The sequence below is a fragment of the Xylanibacter ruminicola 23 genome (assembly GCF_000025925.1).
GTDB lineage: Bacteria > Bacteroidota > Bacteroidia > Bacteroidales > Bacteroidaceae > Prevotella > Prevotella ruminicola.
The window spans coordinates 3,072,413-3,088,632 of sequence record NC_014033.1; the positions used below are offsets into that span (position 1 = coordinate 3,072,413).

Consider the following 16,220-nt stretch of genomic DNA (forward strand, 5'->3'; position numbering starts at 1 on the left):
TATGAACTATGCTTTGATTATTGCCGGCGGCTCTGGAAACAGAATGGGACAGGATATTCCCAAGCAGTTTATCAACGTTTACGATAAGCCTGTACTCATCTATACATTGGAGAGTTTTCAGCGTCATCCTATGGTAGATGCTATCGAAGTAGTTTGTCTTGATGGCTGGCATGAGGTGCTTTGGGCCTATGCTCGCCAGTTTAATATTACCAAACTTCAGGCTGTTGTAGCTGGTGGAAACAGTGCTCAGGAGAGCATTCGTAATGGTGTGTACGACTTAGAAAGCAAGGCTTCTGACGATGATATCATCATTATCCACGATGGTATCCGTCCCCTGGTGGATGATACCGTACTTACTGATGTTATCCAGAAAGCTATGCAGTATGGTAATGGAGTAACATCGTTGCCTTATAATGAACAGATATTCATTGTAAATCCTGACGATGAAACAACCACTAAGCAGTATATTCCTCGCGAAACCTTGCGACGTGTATCTACACCTCAGGCCTATCAGTTCAAGAAGCTTGATGCTGCCTATCACGAGGCTTTCGAAAAAGGCATAGGTATTCATGGCTCGTCTTACACCAATACCATGATGGTAGAATTGGGTGAGACGCTGCATTTTGCAGCAGGTTCGGATAAGAACATCAAACTTACCACTAAGGATGATCTGGAGATGTTCAAGGGTTATATGAAAATGGATAAGGACACATGGCTGAAGTAATATCACTCTATAAGCAGCATCCTCTTTATCAGGAGGATTTGGATCGTATCACTCAGTTGGGTGATATCAACCGTCTTTATGGCAAATCGTTTATGATATCTGGTGCTACAGGTTTGATTGGCGTTTGCTTGATAGATGCTTTGATGCATCTGAATAAGAAAGGCGCTAACATCACTATTTATGCCTTGGGGCGTAATCGCGAAAAAGCAGCCTTGCGACTTGGTGAGTATTTTGAGGACAGCAACTTCCATTTTGTGGAGCGCGAAGCCTCAGAGTCGCTTTTAGAGTTGCCTAAGGTTGATGTAATTATTCCTTTGGCATCTAACACCCATCCATTAGCTTATTCAAAGTATCCCATCGAGACTATCAATATTAATGTGAAAGGTGCTGAACAGGCGCTCGAGAAAGCTTTGGCTTGTAATGCGATGGTGCTCTATCCATCAACAGTCGAGGTGTATGGTAATGCCCGTGGTGATGATGATTTTACTGAGGATTACACTGGAAAGCTGAACTTAGCTACTTCGCGTGCCTGCTATACAGAGTCAAAGCGACTGAGTGAAGCCCTCTGTCAGTCGTATATTGCTGAACGTGGTGCTCAGGTTAAGATTGTAAGACTGAGCCGTGTGTTTGGTCCTACCATGCTGATGAGCGATAGTAAAGCCTCATCGCAGTTTATCCAGAAGGCTTTGGCTGGCGAGAATATCGTACTGAAGAGTAAGGGCGAACAGCTCTTCTCTTACACCTATGTGGCTGATGCTGTAGGAGCTATGTTGCACGTGTTGCTGCATGGCGAAGAGGGTGTAGCTTATAATATAGCCAACGAGGCCTGCAATGTGCGCTTAAAGGACTTTGCTCAGCTGTGTGCCGAGTGGGCCGATAAGCAGGTTGTATTCGAGTTACCTTCAGAAACAGAACAGAAGGGCTTTTCGATTGCTATGCGTGCCGTACTTGATAACAGCCGCCTTAAGGGATTGAATTGGCATCCTCAGTATGCGATGAAGGATGCAGTGTGTCGTACATTATCAATATTAAAGTCATGAATAATCCATATCTGCAGAAGTTCAAGGAACAGCAACTGCGTGCCTGCCAGCTGAAACAGTTGTCTATTCTCGAAGAGATCGACCGTATCTGTAAGAAGCACCAGATTGGCTATTGGCTTGATGGTGGTACACTATTAGGTGCAGTTCGCCATGGGGGCTTTATTCCTTGGGATGACGATATCGATATTGCCATGCGTCAGGAGGATCTGGACCGTTTTGTAAGTGTGGCACCATCCGAACTTCGCGAAGGTTTATTCCTGCAGACACCACAGATTGAACCGCAATCAAAAGAGCCTATCGTAAAGGTGCGCGATCTGAATTCTTTCTATGTTGAAGGTTCAGATAACTTTGCGGCCGACTATCAGAAAGGTCTTTATGTTGATATATTCCCAATGGTAGATTATCCTACGCTGTCCAAAAAGTGGGTAAAGCGTATTACATTGGGTATTTCAAAGAGTTATTCTATCCTGCACAAGTCGCATTACTATTCATTTAATGCGTTTGCTGAGTTCTTCTGGTTTGGTGCCAAATATGCCGTTAATAAGTGCCTTTGGAGTTTGCTTTGCGCCGTTCGTCCTAAGAACGTGTACCTGTCGAATATCCTGATTAATAATGGTTATGGCATTATGCATCGCCAGGATTCTGTTTTCCCATTGGGTACTATTAACTTCGAGGGGAAATCATTTAGTGCGCCTTGCAATCCTGATGCTTATCTGAGCGATCTCTATCGTAACTACATGGAGATTCCGCCTAAAGAGAAGCAAAAGATTCATTCTGTATTCATTATGCCCGAACTGATATGAAACAACCCGCAAAGACTGATATTGCTGTTCTGCTGCTGTTCTTTAATCGTGCAGATACTTTCCGCCAGGTTTTCGAGGCGGTTAAGGAGGCTCGCCCCTCAAAGCTGTTTCTCTACCAGGATGGTCCTCGTGGCGAACGTGATATGGCTGGCATAGAGGCTTGTCGTGCGATTGTGAGCGATGAGAACATCGACTGGGAGTGCGAGGTGCATCGTATGTATCAGGAAAAAAACTATGGCTGCGATCCTTCTGAGTATATCTCGCAGAAATGGGCTTTCTCTATCGTTGATAAGTGCATGGTGCTTGAGGACGATGATGTGCCCTCACAGTCGTTCTTTCCTTTCTGTAAGGAGATGCTTGATAAGTACGAGAACGACGAGCGTATCAGTATGATTTCGGGCTTTAATATCGATGAGGTTACAGAGGATTGTCCTTACGATTACTTCTTTACCTCAACATTTGGCATCTGGGGCTGGGCGTCGTGGCGACGCGTTATCGATCAGTGGGACGGTCAGTATTCATTCCTCGACGATGCGTATAATATGGCACAGCTAAAGGCTTTGGCCGAGCAGCGCAAATACAGAAAGGATATGATTAAGATGTTCGCCAATCATCGTGCTACTGGCAAGGAGTACTACGAGAGTATTTTCTGGGCATCCATGCTGTTTAATTCTGGTCTGGCCATTCTTCCTTCAAAGAACCAGATAAATAATCTGGGTTTAATGGCCGATTCTACGCATTTTACCGCTTCGGCCAAGACCACACCCAAGCGCTTCCTTAAAATCTTTACCATGAAGCGTTATGAGTTGGAATTTCCACTTAAACACCCTAGATATGTGATTGAGAATGTAGGTTATAAGGACAGACTATACAAGATTCTTGCATGGCGTCATCCTTTAACCAAGATCAGCTATTCGTTAGAGGAGTTGTGGCTTAATATCCGATATGGCCAGTTTGGTAATATATCGAAAGCTTTTTCGCGACGTATCCGTAAGTGGTTAGGCACAGAAAAGCATGCCTGATATTGAGGCATGCTTTTTTCGTTATATGATAGCTTTGATAGGCGATAGCAGGAAATCGGTCAGCAGATAGCCGTTATATATTAATAGGTATATAGTCATAGCTGCCACTACCCATCTTAGCCAGCTTGTTTGTACGGCTTTAAATAGATAGGCTGTAGCAATGGGCAGTACAAATGCCCAGTGTGGCGTCATGATATATATCTCGTTAAGGCCGAAACCTAAGCCGATGTGTATCAGCATGTCGAAGGCAAATCCAGACAGGCAGAGCCAAAGGAAACGGCTTTTACGTCCCATCCACACGCCTATCACAAAGAACAGCAGTATAAGTGCTTCGATGATATAACTGAATACCCAGTTGTAACGTACAAATACTGGACGATGAACCAGCACATCCTCTAGGAAGTAGTCCTGATGGAACTGCAGCGACTCGCCAAACAGGTTCTCATAGGTAGATTGCCAGCGCGATGTAGAGATGTCTGTCCACTTCAGGAAACCGTAATTCTCCATAGGCTTACCAGTCTTGGCTGCCTGGCGCTGTAATACCTTATCGCGACGGGCTTTCTTGGCCTCGTACTGCTCTTTCTGTTCAGCAGTCATCTGGGCCACACGTGCCTTTTGCTGTTCTGCTTTCTTTGCTTTCTGTTCTGCGCGTGCCTTTTCTTTGGGCAGCACATACGTGCGATACTCCCATTGTGCCGTTCCCCACAGCAAGGCAGCTGGCAGGATAACAGCCAACAACAGGTATTTTGGACGGAAGAAATCGCGCAGATTTACAAAGAATCCTGATAAGAAAACCTTCACACCATTGCTCAGCGTAACACCTGCTGTGATATAGAACAGAATGGCCGACTGCCACCACTTGAACTCACGGCGCTTTTTGATGCATACACCTGAGATATAGAGCGTGATGAGCAGTAGGAACATGGATATTGTAAAATGGTCGGGCACGATGGCTGCCATCAGAATATATGCCATCGAGAAGAAGTAGGTCGTGAGCAGCGTTGCATCCTTTTGTCCTAACTCTATCACCTCGCGATGAATGCGATACAGGAAGATGTATGAGTAGAAAGTACAGAATATCAGCAATCCTGCTACCAGATACTGCACGCAGTTAACGCCTAACAGCCAAGTAAGCCCCTCGTTAATAACCCACAGCGGCCATATCATAAACGACAGCAACGGGTGGCGATACACCTGATACACCACATCCCAGTTGGTTACGCCCAGATAGGTAAGCGGGTCGTAGCCCGACAGATGCAGCTCGTGTTCGAAAGCCTTCCAATAGGGGCCGAAACCTGGTTGCATAAACAACTCGTGCATACGGAAGATAAACATAGCGTTGAGGGCTATGATAACCATAAGAGCAATCGTCGACTGCCAGCGTTCTTCGGGTTTAATCTTGAATATCTTAAGTGGATTTCTCATTGTCTGAATGGTTTAAAATATGATTCGTCGGCAAATGCCAGCATTTCTTTGTCGCCACGACTATCGCCAAAGGCAGTCAGGTGATAATCCTTTCTGTCGGGAAAGAGGGTCAGGATACGGCTCACCTTTTCCTGGCCATAGCAGTTCTTGGTAAGAAAGCGTCCTGTCAGCTCGCCATCAATCACTTCAATCTGTGTGCCCAGCACTTTTACATCAGTAAAGAAAGGCTGCACCCAGTTATCGATAGATGCGCTTACTATCAGCACCTCCGCCCCCTCGTTCTGGGCTTGCTGTATGGCCTTGATGCCTGCAGGGCGTAGCAGATACTGCGATGAGGCTGCAAAGGCTTGGCAGAGGGCGTTAAAATCCTCGATAGTCATACCCTTAAAGAAGTATGCAAACACCTTTTGTTTGGCTTTCCAGTTAGGATAGAGCCCCAGTTTCATCAGCACCAGCAGATGGGCATAGCGTGCAAAGCCCCATCCAAAGGCCAATGTGCCCTTGGCAAAACGGATAAACTCTATCAACGTATCCTTAGTTGTCAGCGTTCCGTCGAAATCGAAGGCGTATATCTTCTTCATACTCTAACGATGAGTTTCAGTATCTTTTGTAGTGCCCATGCCAAAGGGATGGTAATCACGATGGTGAGTAAGGCCGTAAGCCAGTATCCCAGATGGTAGGGGATGAGGTAGGTCATCACAAAGTGATCGTGTATCAGATAGGCCTCCAGACTGAGGGCACCAAAGAAAGCGCAGAAGCTGTTGAACCATCGCGGCGTGCGACGGAACACACGGTTCAGCATCATAATCAGCGTGATGGTAAACGGTATGTATATCATACGCTCTACAAACAAGGGGAATCGTCCGTGCGAAATCTGCTCCAGATACACACACGAACTGAAGGTAGCCACAAAGATAGCCACTATCATCCAGATGCCTGCACCATCAATCTTGGTTTGTTTTCGCACCAGTTCGCCGCAGTTAATGCCGATAAAGAAGATGGGCACGCGGCTCCAGAATATCTCGATATGCCCTACGGCCTGATGCAATGGGGCTATCCATTGCACCCAGATGCACCATAGAATCATAACTACAGGCATCCATCGGTAAACGGGATGGCGCTGAATCAATCGCATGTAAGGCGGGGCCCAGAGGTAGAGCATCATAATGGCTGGGATATACCAGAAGGTGAGCTCGTCGTGCAACCAGAAGTCCCAGTTAATGGCGATGTCGCCAATCAGGTCGATATAATCGCCGTTTGTCCAGTCGAATCGTGGCAGATAGAAGAGCGATGCCATTACCAGCCAGGCAGGATAAATACGCAGCAGGCGGCGCTTGTAGAACTGCCACAAAGCTGGATTCTTTACCCACGAGAACCAAAGGCCGATACCACTCAGGAACAGGAACATATCTACCCCCACATTACCACATCGCCTTAATCCGAAGAACTCGTTACTACGAGCCAGCGGCACGTGGAACAGGATGATGAACAGCATAGCTGCTCCCATCAATTCAGCGCGATAACGGCTAATGTTGGCCAGTTCTATATCCTTTATCTTCACAGTTTGGGACTTGGCAGTTGGTCTATCAGCTTCTTGAATAACCACGAGAGGAACAGCGTTGCTACCACGTAGAGCAGCAACCCTGCATACATATCATCATAAATGTAAGGTCGCACAATGATTTTTCGAACCAGCGGATGGGCCACAAAGATAGCTGACGAGATACCACCCACCCAGACGCTGTACGACAGCATCCATTCGGGCATTACTTTTACAAGTGCAATGGTGCCAACAACGATAAATGCAGGAACCCATAGCCAGCCTTGGAAGTTTGAACTCAAAGCTACGATGAGGGCAACAGCGAGTAATAAGGCTATAATATATTCCCAGTTAGGGAATATTTTGTTCCCAACGTGGGAATGTTTTGTTCCCAACGTGGGAATAATTGTTGGTATTCTAGCTGCCAACAAGCCTAAGCCGAAAGGCAGCACGCCGCCAATCAAGTTATAACGTAATCGCTCCAGCAAAACAGCATCGTCCTGGCAGGAAAGTTGCCACAACCAGCACAGAACTATCATACCTGCAACTACACCCCAGTGGCGCCAGCGATAAAGTACCAGGCGATAGAAAATGTAAAGCTGCAAGGTAATGCTGAAGTACCAGTAAGGACCAGGCCAAACCACATGCGAGGGATCCTCGAACAGGTTGGCAAACATGCCCAGCATACCAACCACCGCTGTCCAGGTATAGCGATGCATGCCTGGGGTGATGGCATCGAGCAAGATAAAGGCCACAAAGCCTACGATAAAAATGCGGAACAACTTAAGATAGTTGTAGCGTACAAATCGCCACAAACCTACCTCGGGTAACTTGCCCTGTTCGTATTTCTTAACCAGTCCGTAACCACTCAGAAAGAGGAATACGGGCACGCCATAGTGGCCGAAGAACGACACCAGATGCATGGGTAACTGTTCATCTGGATTAAGAGTGAGGCGCCACAGCTCATCGAACTTGAATTGTTGCCAGGTATATTCGTTCTCTCTCACGATGCCCCTGAGCCAGTGGCAATAGTTGTGCAGCATGATGGCCAGGATGGCAACACCACGCATGGCAGAACACTCTTTTCTTGATAACAGTTCTTTCATTGCTTCTTTAACTGGTTATAATCTGTTACGCCTTTCAGGATACGTGGACGTTTGGTGTCGTAAGCCGGACTCACGATGTTATACTGCTCGTGATAGAGAGGCGAGGCAATACCGCCAAAGTACATCAGCAGGTGTGGCAGCACATCTGTCATCATCGGACGGTTTCTGGCCTCCTGGATAGCTGTCCAGCCGTATGGGTGGTTTTCGCGATACTTTGGCGATCCCCATATCCAGAACGGAATCTCCATCTCGTTGCGTGCCAGGCGGTAATCGATGTTGGCGCCATGCATACGTCCGTACATATATGGCTCGCCATCAAATATCTCTTCGGCATGATCGGGCATGTAGATTACTATAGCATCCTTATCGGCAAAGCGCTGGGTAACTGCCCATACAATCGAGTCGTTATAACGTACAGAGTTGTCGTAATCGGCCAGAATCATACGCTGTTTTTTGGTAAGTTCAGGACGATTGTACATATCCTCCTTCAGATACTTATGGGTAGCATTCTGCGGATATCGCGACTTGTACATCAGGTGCGAACCCATCAGATGCAGGATAATCAGATTATGCTCCTTATCCTCCTTCTTCAGACGGTCGTACTCCTGCAGCACGCCCTCGTCATAAGGATAAAGACGGGTGTTACGTGTATCAAACAACTTTTTGCTCAGATCAGGATTGTTCAGGAAGAAACCTCCGCTGAAGTCGTAAACAGCCTCGTTAGCCTTCGACTGGAACTGGTTGGTGATAAACGTAACGTGATAGCCTGCCTTGCGGAATACTTCTGGGAAGAGTGGTTTATCGCACCATTCCTCTTTTTCGCCGATGGCCTGCAGCGACAGGATGTTCTTGAACACAAAACTGGTAAGATTCCAGGGTGCTACCACATCGGTAAATGGTACCAGCGTGCCCTCTTGTGCCAAAGCCTTCTGCTTGGGTGTGGTGGGCATGTTGTAGCCATACAGCTGCGAGTGGTGCTTGTTGTAGCTCTCGCCGATAATCAATACGATGTTAGGCACACGATAACTACAGCTATCTATCTGCACCTTCTCGCTGGCAGCTTCGAGCTGTACTAACTGGTTGTCGGCCAGGTGGTTGGCGTACATGCTGAATACCAATCGGTAGATAGGTACATAGAATTCGGCCTTGTCCTTACGCGTAAGCTCGTGCTCCATCTGACCCACGGTGGTGTGGGTAAACATGCGGTGCATAGCCTCTTTGTTGGGCCAAACAAGTGTTACACAAGAGCAGAGTGCCCAAGCTACGATTACACCTACAATGGCGTTGTAGCCCTCGATAACAATGGGGGTCATCTTGGGCAGAATCAGCCTGTTGCTGAGATGTCTGGTCATTCGGCGAATCACCGTCCAAGCGATGTGCACCAGCGCCAAGAGCAGTACCCAGCCTACTTTTGATGTAACTACATCCCATGTAATATAGCCACGCAGAAACTCGCTGGCCTCCTGACCTGTGGTTTCGTTAGCCAGCATCAGCATGGTGGGGGTAAGAGTCGACTCAAAACGTACGTAGCAGTACATATCCACAATGGCTGTGGTGTATAGCAGGATGTAGAGTAGCGCTCGCACCCAATAGCGAACCTTTCGGGGTATCAGCGTAAGCACTACGCATACGGCGTAGATATCCAGAAACAGTTCGGGTTCGGAAAACTGGTATGGTTCGGCACCTTTGCCTACCAGATAGACGGGCATCAGTTCCAGTTGTGTACAAATCATTCCCAGCGCAAACATAAACACAAAGAATGCGCTGTTTTTCTGGATGGGCATAAACAGGGCGCCAATCCACTTTAATGGGTTTATTTTCAGTCCTTTAAGCATAGAGTTCGTGTTCCTTTATATATTCAGCCACAGCCTTTGGCACCAGATGATTGATAGGCTTGCCTGCCTGGATGCACTCGCGTATTTCGGTGCTCGAAATGTCGATGAGGTCGAGTCCGTCGATACCACCTTCGCAACCACGACGGGGATAAACGATAATCTGGTACTGATTGCGGATATCATCGGCACGATACCACTTGTCAAACAGCTGCCAGTTGTCGCCACCTATCATCAGTACAAACTCGCGGTCGGGATAATCTCGCTTCAGGGCCTCGAGTGTGTTCCAGGTGTACGATGGTTTGGGCAGATGCATCTCGTAGTCGCTGGCTATGATGCCAGTTTCGCCTTCAACAGCCAGGCGGGCCATCTCCATGCGTATCTGGTCGTCCAGCAAATCGGCTTGGGCTTTCAGGGGGTTCTGTGGCGAAACCATCAGCCACACTTCGTCGAGCCCAGCTTTTTCACAAAGCTGACGAGCCAACGAAATGTGACCGTTATGAATGGGATTGAACGATCCGCCAAAAATCCCCGTTCTTATCATTCGATATCTAAAAAATCCTTGATTATTTCCAAAGCATCAGCCTCGGCATATTCCAACTTGTCGTTGATAACCACCTTATCGAACTTATCGGCAAACGAGAGTTCGAACTCGGCACGGGCAATACGCTGGTCGATAACCTCGGGGGCATCTGTTGCACGACCTTCCAATCGTTTGCGAAGTTCGTTGATTGATGGGGGCTGGATAAACAGGCTCAGCGCCTTGTCGCCATAGAATTTCTTGATGTTTACGCCACCTTTCACGTCAACGTCGAACACCACGTTCTGTCCAGCTTCCAACTGGTTCTCAACCTGCGACTTCAGCGTGCCGTAAAAGCGGTCGGTATATACCTCCTCGTACTCCAGGAATTCGTCGTTCTCAATACGCTGGCGGAATTCCTCTGGTGTCAGGAAGAAATAGTCTACCCCGTTCTGCTCTGTGCCGCGAGGAGCTCGCGATGTGCACGAGATAGAGTAGGCCAGATTCAGTTCCTTGTGCTCTCTCATCAGCCATGAGATAATGGTACTCTTGCCTGTGCCCGATGGAGCCGATATAATAATTAATTTACCTTTTGCCATCGTTTAAAGTGCGTTAAGAACCTGTTCCTTAATCTGCTCCAGCTCGTCCTTCATCTTAACCACGATGTTCTGCATCTCGGCCTGATTACTCTTCGAACCGGTTGTGTTAATCTCACGACCCATCTCCTGAGCGATAAAGCCCAGCTTCTTACCCTGTCCGGCAGGCTCGTTCATGGTGTCGCGGAAATACTTCAGGTGGTTGGTCAGTCGCTGCTTCTCCTCGCTGATGTCCAGCTTCTCAATATAGTAAATCAGCTCCTGCTCCAAGCGGTTCTTATCATAGTCGGCTGTTGGAATCTGCTGCAAGCCATCTATGATACGTGCCTTAATCTTCTGAACACGACTCTTCTCGTATGGCTCAATCTCGCCCATCAGCTTGGCAATATTGTCAATCTTCTCAGTAAACTTCTTCTGCAAGGCAGCACCCTCTTGAGTACGGAAGTCAACCAGGTTCTTCAGGGCCTCGGCTACACCGCCTTTCACTACCTTCCACTCCTCGTCGTCCAGCTCTTCAACATCAGTCTTAGTCATTACGTCTGGCATGCGGAGCAGGGTATAGAACCAATCCTCAGGAGTTGGAATACCAGTCTTGTCGGCGATGGCCTTAATCTGCTGGTAGTAGTTTTCAACCAGCTGTGCGTTGATAGGGGTTGGATCTACCGATGTATCCTTCTCAACCCAAACGCTCATGTCCACTTTTCCGCGAATCAGAGCCTCTGCCACCATCTGGCGCATCTCCATCTCTTTCTCACGATAGAGAGGTGCAATACGTGTGTTCAAGTCGAGCTGTTTTGAGTTCAGCGACTTGATTTCTACGTGAATTTTCTTCTCCTTAAATGCCACGACCGCCTTGCCGTAGCCTGTCATCGATTGTATCATGCTATACCTATTTAATAATATTTGGCTGCAAAATTACAAATAACTGCGTAAAAAACCAAATAAAAATGCTTTTTTCCGAATATTTGATTATCTTTGCACATCAATATCAAACAATAAAGGATTATGAAACGAAAACTATTAATTCTGGCCATCGGTTTTTCGATGACTTTGCAGGCGCAAGGGCTACGGGTAGGCGAGCAAGGCTCAGGGATGAATGCACCTGTTTTTGAGACTTCGGCTAAAGATGAGATTGCAACAAATCGTTTTTTGGCAGGTAGTAACTATTTGGATTACGATCGTCAACTTACTGACAAGGCGCTGACGCCCGCTCCTAAGAATTATGAACCTTACTATATGAGTCATTATGGTCGTCATGGATCGCGTTGGCTCATCAGCGATGGCAATTACTCAAAACCCCTTGCAACGCTGAAGGCAGCTAAGGAGCAAGGGAAACTTACGCCATTAGGTGAGAAAACACTCGCAACTATCGAAGCTATCTACACTACAGCCCATAAACGTTTAGGCGATTTGACTGCTGTCGGTGAACGTCAGCATCATGGTATCGGAAAGCGCATGGTGCAGCATTTTCCTGAGATTTTCAAAACCAAGAATCTAAAGATAGATGCCCGTAGCACCACGGTGAACCGTTGTATTCTGTCGATGATTGCTGAGTGCGAAGAGCTGGCTGCTGCTAATCCTACAGCCCAGATTCATAACGATGTAAGCGAGAGTCTGCAGTACTATCTCAATCAGCCTTGGGATGGACTGGTAGCGAAACTTGGACGCACCACTGGCGATAAGGAAGAGCGCGAATATGCCTATAAGTACACCCACCCAGAGCGCTTGATGAAAGCGTTGTTTAACGACGAGGCCTACGTATATAATAATGTGAATGCAGGTTCGCTGATGCGCCAGCTGTTCCATGTGGCTTGCAATATGCAGAGTCACGACACCGATCTGGAGCTCTTCTCGCTGTTTACCGATGAGGAGGTTTACGACCAGTGGCGTCAGAAGAATGTAGGTTGGTATCTCGATTATGGTGCATCGCCTGTTTCGGGTGGTAAGATGCCTTTCAGTCAGCTTAATCTGCTGAAGAACATCATAGCTACTGCCGACACCGTTACTCAGACACAGGCCACTTTGCGATTTGGCCACGAGGTTTGTGTAATGCCTCTGGCTTGTTTGTTGGAGTTGGATAACTGCGGCATGGTTGTGAACAATCTCGATGAACTCGATAAGTATTGGCGTAACTATCGCATTTTCCCCATGGGCTGCAATATCCAGCTGATATTCTATCGCCCCAAAAAGGGAAAGACTGGCGATATTCTTGTAAAGGCCCTGCTGAACGAGCGCGAGGCCTATCTGCCTATCAAGACCAACCAGTGGCCTTACTATAACTGGCAGGAGCTACGTACATATTATAAAAATAAGATTGCCGCCTTTGAAGCAGAAAACAAGTAACATCTGTTAAAAATCCATATTTATAGGGATTGCACAGCTTTTTGATTTGTCGTACCTTTGCACCCGAAATAAGTTAAAGGTGTTTAGGAACACAAGAATTAATAATAAATATGTATAGCAATCCCTTCTTTGCGGTTATCAATCACCAACCAGCCTGTCGCCCTCCAGTATGGATGATGCGACAGGCTGGTCGCGTATTACCCCGTTATCGCCAGCTCACTAAGATGCTGCCTTTCCGTACCATCATGTCGTATGCCAATCTGGCTGCCGAGGTTACCTTGATGCCAATTGACGATATGGGTATGGATGCTGCCATCTTGTTTAGCGATATCTTGGTAATCCCTGAGGCGTTGGGCGTCAAGGTGGAATGGACCAACGAAGGGCCTGCTTTTCCCCATCCGCTGATGGATGTAGAGCATCCTGCGGCAGAATTAAGCTTTAGCCCCTCGCATCTTAATCATGTGGCCGATACGCTGGATGAGATTATGGGCCAGAAAAGGGCCGATACACCTGTGATTGGTTTTTGTGGTGGCCCGCTTACCTGCTTGTGTTACATGTTGGGTGGTCGCGACAAGACGATGCAGTTTACCGATGTGGTACGCTATCTCTACACCCATCGCGAGGAATCGCTCCAGTTGCTCGATGCCATCACCAGCGCCAGCGAGACTTATGTGCATTTGCAAGCAGCTCATGGTATCGATACCTTCCAGATATTCGAGTCGTTTGCTGGTGTGATATCTGCCGAGCTTTATCAGGATATGATTATGCCCTTTGTGCGCCGTATCACAGCTGCTGTAAGGCAGCATGGCTTGCCTATTATCTTCTTCCCCAAGGGATTTGGGGCTGGCCTGCAGATGCTCACCCCTGAGGATTGTGATTTTGTAAGTATCGATTGGCAGACACCCTTGTTGGTGGCTCGTCATCTGGTTAATCCGGCCATAGGTATTCAGGGCAATATGGATCCACGTATACTGTTTGCCCCTCAGGCTGTTATCGAGCAGCATCTGCAGCAGTATCTGGCTTTCTTCCGAGAGCATCCCAATTATATCTTTAATCTGGGTCATGGCGTTCACAAGGATACGCCATTGGAGAATGTACAGTTCGTAACAGAATGGTTCAGACAAGCACAAAAATAATCATTATAAATTAACAAAAGGTATGTTTTTAGGATTACTATTATCAGCAATGTTGGTGGTTGAAGGACCAGAGGTTACACCCGCCGACACAACCACAGCCCGCTCGTACAAGCTCGACGAAGTGGTGGTTAGTGCGTTTAAAACAAACAAATACGAGTTGGTGCCTGCATCGCGTTCGGCTTTGTCGGCTCGTCAGCTCAGTAATCAGCAGATAACAGGACTTAAGGAGTTAACTGCCGTTATTCCCAATTTCTATATGCCCGACTATGGTTCGAGAGCCAGTTGCCCCGTGTTTGTACGCGGTGTGGGTAATAAGTCGGATGGAACAGGTATCGGCTTTTATGTAGATGGTATGCCTTTCTACGAGCCCCTCTCGTTTGATTGCGATCTGGGCGATGTTGCCTCGGTTGAGGTGCTACGTGGTCCGCAGGGTACATTGTATGGTAGAAATGCCATCGGTGGTATTGTAAACATCAGTACCCGTAACCCATTGGAGTATCAGAACACCCGTGTTCGTCTGGGCTATGGTAAATATAACGATTTGCGCACGCAGATATCTAATTACACCAAGGTATCGGATAAGTTCGGTTTTACCTTTGGTGCACTCTATCATCATAACGATGGCGCCTTCCGTAATAGCTATCTGAACGAAAAGGTAGATAAGATGAACGAGACCGAGGAGCGTATAGGATTGTATTATAAGCCATCTGATAATTGGTTGATACGCCTTAACAGCCATTTTTCCTACAGCGATCAGGGAGGTTATCCCTATGCCCCAGTGAATGTTGAAACCAATACGTTGCAGGATATCAACTACAACCGTTATAGCTCATTCCGTCGCCTTATCAGCACCAATGGTCTGGGTATTACTTATAATGGTCCTGTGGTTAGCTTTAATAGCCAGACATCGTTCCAGTATATCAACTCAAAGCAGGCTATCGATCAGGACTTTACTGTTAACGACAAGTCGTTTGTAGAGAATGCCCGCCACCAGAATATGGTGTCGCAGGAGTTTACTCTCAAGTCGAATAACGATAGCCGTTACCAGTGGGTGGTTGGTGCCTTTGGCATGATGGAGCATGTGGATCGTACAGTTGATAACTTCTCACCATCAGCAGGCTCGCTCAGTCATACCAACTATTGTGTTCCAACCAGTTCGTTGGCCCTGTATCACCAGAGTACCTACAACATCTGGCAGGGACTTTCGGCTACAGCTGGTATCCGTTTTGATTATGAGCATGCAAAGACCAACTATGATAATCTAAAAGTAAAAGCCTCGCCACTATCCGATGGAGGTTTTACGTTGGTTGATCCCAGTCAGATGTCTTCGGCTACAGGCGAATCTTTCGAGAGCAGCAAGGATTTTACACAGGTAACACCTAAGTTTACGCTTCAGTATCTTACTACCGAGGATAACCTCTACTATGTGTCAGTTACTCGTGGCTATAAACCAGGTGGTTTCAATAAGTCGTTCTCTACATTCGATGAGCGTTCGTACGAGCCGGAATACAGTTGGAACTACGAGGTTGGCGCCAGCATTAACCTGCTGAACAATCTGCTTACCCTGAGTGCCGACCTGTTCTATATCGATTGGCGTCACATGCAGATTACTTCTACCATTACAGGCGTGGGTAATATCACCACCAATGCTGGTCATACAGATAGCAAGGGTGCTGAGTTGAATGTAATCGTGCGTCCTGTTGAGGGCCTGCAGTTCACGGCTAACTATGGATATACTTATGCCCGTTTCCTCTCTTATGTAAAGAGTGCCACAGTAGATTATACTAATAATCGCCTGCCCATGGTGCCCAACCACACGCTAAGCCTCGATGCCAACTACACCATCAACCCCACAGGTTGGTTAGATCGTGTGATGTTCAATGTAGGTTTGCGTGGCTTGGGTCGTATCTACTGGGCCGAGGATAATCTGGTAAGTCAGGATTTCTATACCACACTCAACGCCAAGGTAGCCTTTACCAAGGGTATTGTTACCTGGGAGGTATGGGGTAAGAACCTGACTGATACCAACTATATGGCTTACGGCTTTAAGTCATCTACCGGCAACTATGCCCAGGCAGGCAAGCCATTGATGTTTGGAACCACTATCGAGTTAAATTTCTAAACCAATAATAG

15 protein-coding genes are annotated in these 16,220 nt (G+C 47.2%); 7 read left to right on the forward strand and 8 right to left on the reverse strand.

Going from position 1 to position 16,220, the window contains the following annotated elements:
• Position 1: 1 nt before the first annotated feature.
• From PRU_RS13030 to PRU_RS13045, 4 genes are read left to right on the forward strand one after another with little or no spacing between them, the layout of a single operon-like run.
• Positions 2-724 (forward strand): IspD/TarI family cytidylyltransferase, encoded by a 723-nt coding sequence (locus PRU_RS13030; protein WP_013065350.1) that lies wholly within the window; start codon positions 2-4, stop codon positions 722-724.
• On the forward strand, positions 712-1,764 hold the full coding sequence (locus tag PRU_RS13035) for an NAD-dependent epimerase/dehydratase family protein (protein ID WP_013064310.1): 1,053 nt from the start codon (positions 712-714) through the stop codon (positions 1,762-1,764). The genes PRU_RS13030 and PRU_RS13035 overlap by 13 nt, the downstream gene beginning before the upstream one ends.
• On the forward strand, positions 1,761-2,567 hold the full coding sequence (locus PRU_RS13040; protein ID WP_013064734.1) for a LicD family protein: 807 nt from the start codon (positions 1,761-1,763) through the stop codon (positions 2,565-2,567). Before PRU_RS13035 ends, PRU_RS13040 begins: the two co-directional genes overlap by 4 nt.
• Positions 2,564-3,589, forward strand: a complete 1,026-nt coding sequence (locus tag PRU_RS13045; RefSeq protein ID WP_013065221.1) for a hypothetical protein — start codon at positions 2,564-2,566, stop codon at positions 3,587-3,589. Before PRU_RS13040 ends, PRU_RS13045 begins: the two co-directional genes overlap by 4 nt.
• Positions 3,590-3,610: 21 nt before the next feature.
• Here PRU_RS13045 and PRU_RS13050 read toward each other — a convergent pair whose 3' ends face one another.
• Genes PRU_RS13050 through PRU_RS13085 form a run of 8 tightly spaced genes read right to left on the reverse strand, consistent with a single transcriptional unit; the run spans position 3,611 to position 11,490 of the window.
• Positions 3,611-5,014, reverse strand: coding sequence for a DUF6080 domain-containing protein (locus tag PRU_RS13050; RefSeq protein ID WP_041386264.1), 1,404 nt, complete (start codon positions 5,012-5,014; stop codon positions 3,611-3,613).
• Positions 5,011-5,595: an HAD family hydrolase gene (locus tag PRU_RS13055; protein WP_013063029.1), complete on the reverse strand. Its 585-nt coding sequence runs from the start codon at positions 5,593-5,595 to the stop codon at positions 5,011-5,013. Before PRU_RS13055 ends, PRU_RS13050 begins: the two co-directional genes overlap by 4 nt.
• A complete protein-coding gene (locus PRU_RS13060; protein WP_033150265.1) occupies positions 5,592-6,575 on the reverse strand; it encodes an acyltransferase family protein in 984 nt (327 codons plus the stop codon). Before PRU_RS13060 ends, PRU_RS13055 begins: the two co-directional genes overlap by 4 nt.
• Complete coding sequence (locus PRU_RS13065) at positions 6,572-7,660, reverse strand: acyltransferase family protein (RefSeq protein WP_041386267.1); 1,089 nt, start codon at positions 7,658-7,660, stop codon at positions 6,572-6,574. The genes PRU_RS13060 and PRU_RS13065 overlap by 4 nt, the downstream gene beginning before the upstream one ends.
• The gene (locus PRU_RS13070) at positions 7,657-9,495 is read right to left on the reverse strand and encodes a phosphoethanolamine transferase (RefSeq protein WP_013065390.1); all 1,839 of its coding nucleotides are present in this window, start codon (positions 9,493-9,495) and stop codon (positions 7,657-7,659) included. Before PRU_RS13070 ends, PRU_RS13065 begins: the two co-directional genes overlap by 4 nt.
• Entirely contained in the window at positions 9,488-10,036 is a 549-nt protein-coding gene (gene nadD, locus PRU_RS13075; protein ID WP_013065028.1) for a nicotinate (nicotinamide) nucleotide adenylyltransferase, read from the reverse strand. The genes PRU_RS13070 and nadD overlap by 8 nt, the downstream gene beginning before the upstream one ends.
• Positions 10,033-10,611, reverse strand: a complete 579-nt coding sequence (gene gmk, locus PRU_RS13080) for a guanylate kinase (protein WP_013064872.1) — start codon at positions 10,609-10,611, stop codon at positions 10,033-10,035. The genes nadD and gmk overlap by 4 nt, the downstream gene beginning before the upstream one ends.
• Positions 10,612-10,614: 3 nt before the next feature.
• The gene (locus PRU_RS13085) at positions 10,615-11,490 is read right to left on the reverse strand and encodes a YicC/YloC family endoribonuclease (RefSeq protein ID WP_013064277.1); all 876 of its coding nucleotides are present in this window, start codon (positions 11,488-11,490) and stop codon (positions 10,615-10,617) included.
• 123 nt (positions 11,491-11,613) lie between these two features.
• On the opposite strand from PRU_RS13085, the gene PRU_RS13090 reads away from it, so the two are divergent.
• The 3 genes from PRU_RS13090 to PRU_RS13100 all read left to right on the forward strand — a co-directional run bounded on the left by PRU_RS13090 (position 11,614) and on the right by PRU_RS13100 (position 16,209).
• Positions 11,614-12,951 carry a histidine-type phosphatase gene (locus PRU_RS13090; protein WP_224082989.1) on the forward strand — a complete coding sequence of 446 codons (1,338 nt, stop codon included), beginning with the start codon at positions 11,614-11,616 and terminating at the stop codon, positions 12,949-12,951.
• A gap of 110 nt (positions 12,952-13,061) precedes the next feature.
• A complete protein-coding gene (gene hemE / locus PRU_RS13095; RefSeq protein ID WP_013065403.1) occupies positions 13,062-14,087 on the forward strand; it encodes a uroporphyrinogen decarboxylase in 1,026 nt (341 codons plus the stop codon).
• A 22-nt stretch (positions 14,088-14,109) separates the two neighbouring features.
• Complete coding sequence (locus PRU_RS13100; protein ID WP_013064485.1) at positions 14,110-16,209, forward strand: TonB-dependent receptor; 2,100 nt, start codon at positions 14,110-14,112, stop codon at positions 16,207-16,209.
• Positions 16,210-16,220 lie beyond the last annotated feature (11 nt).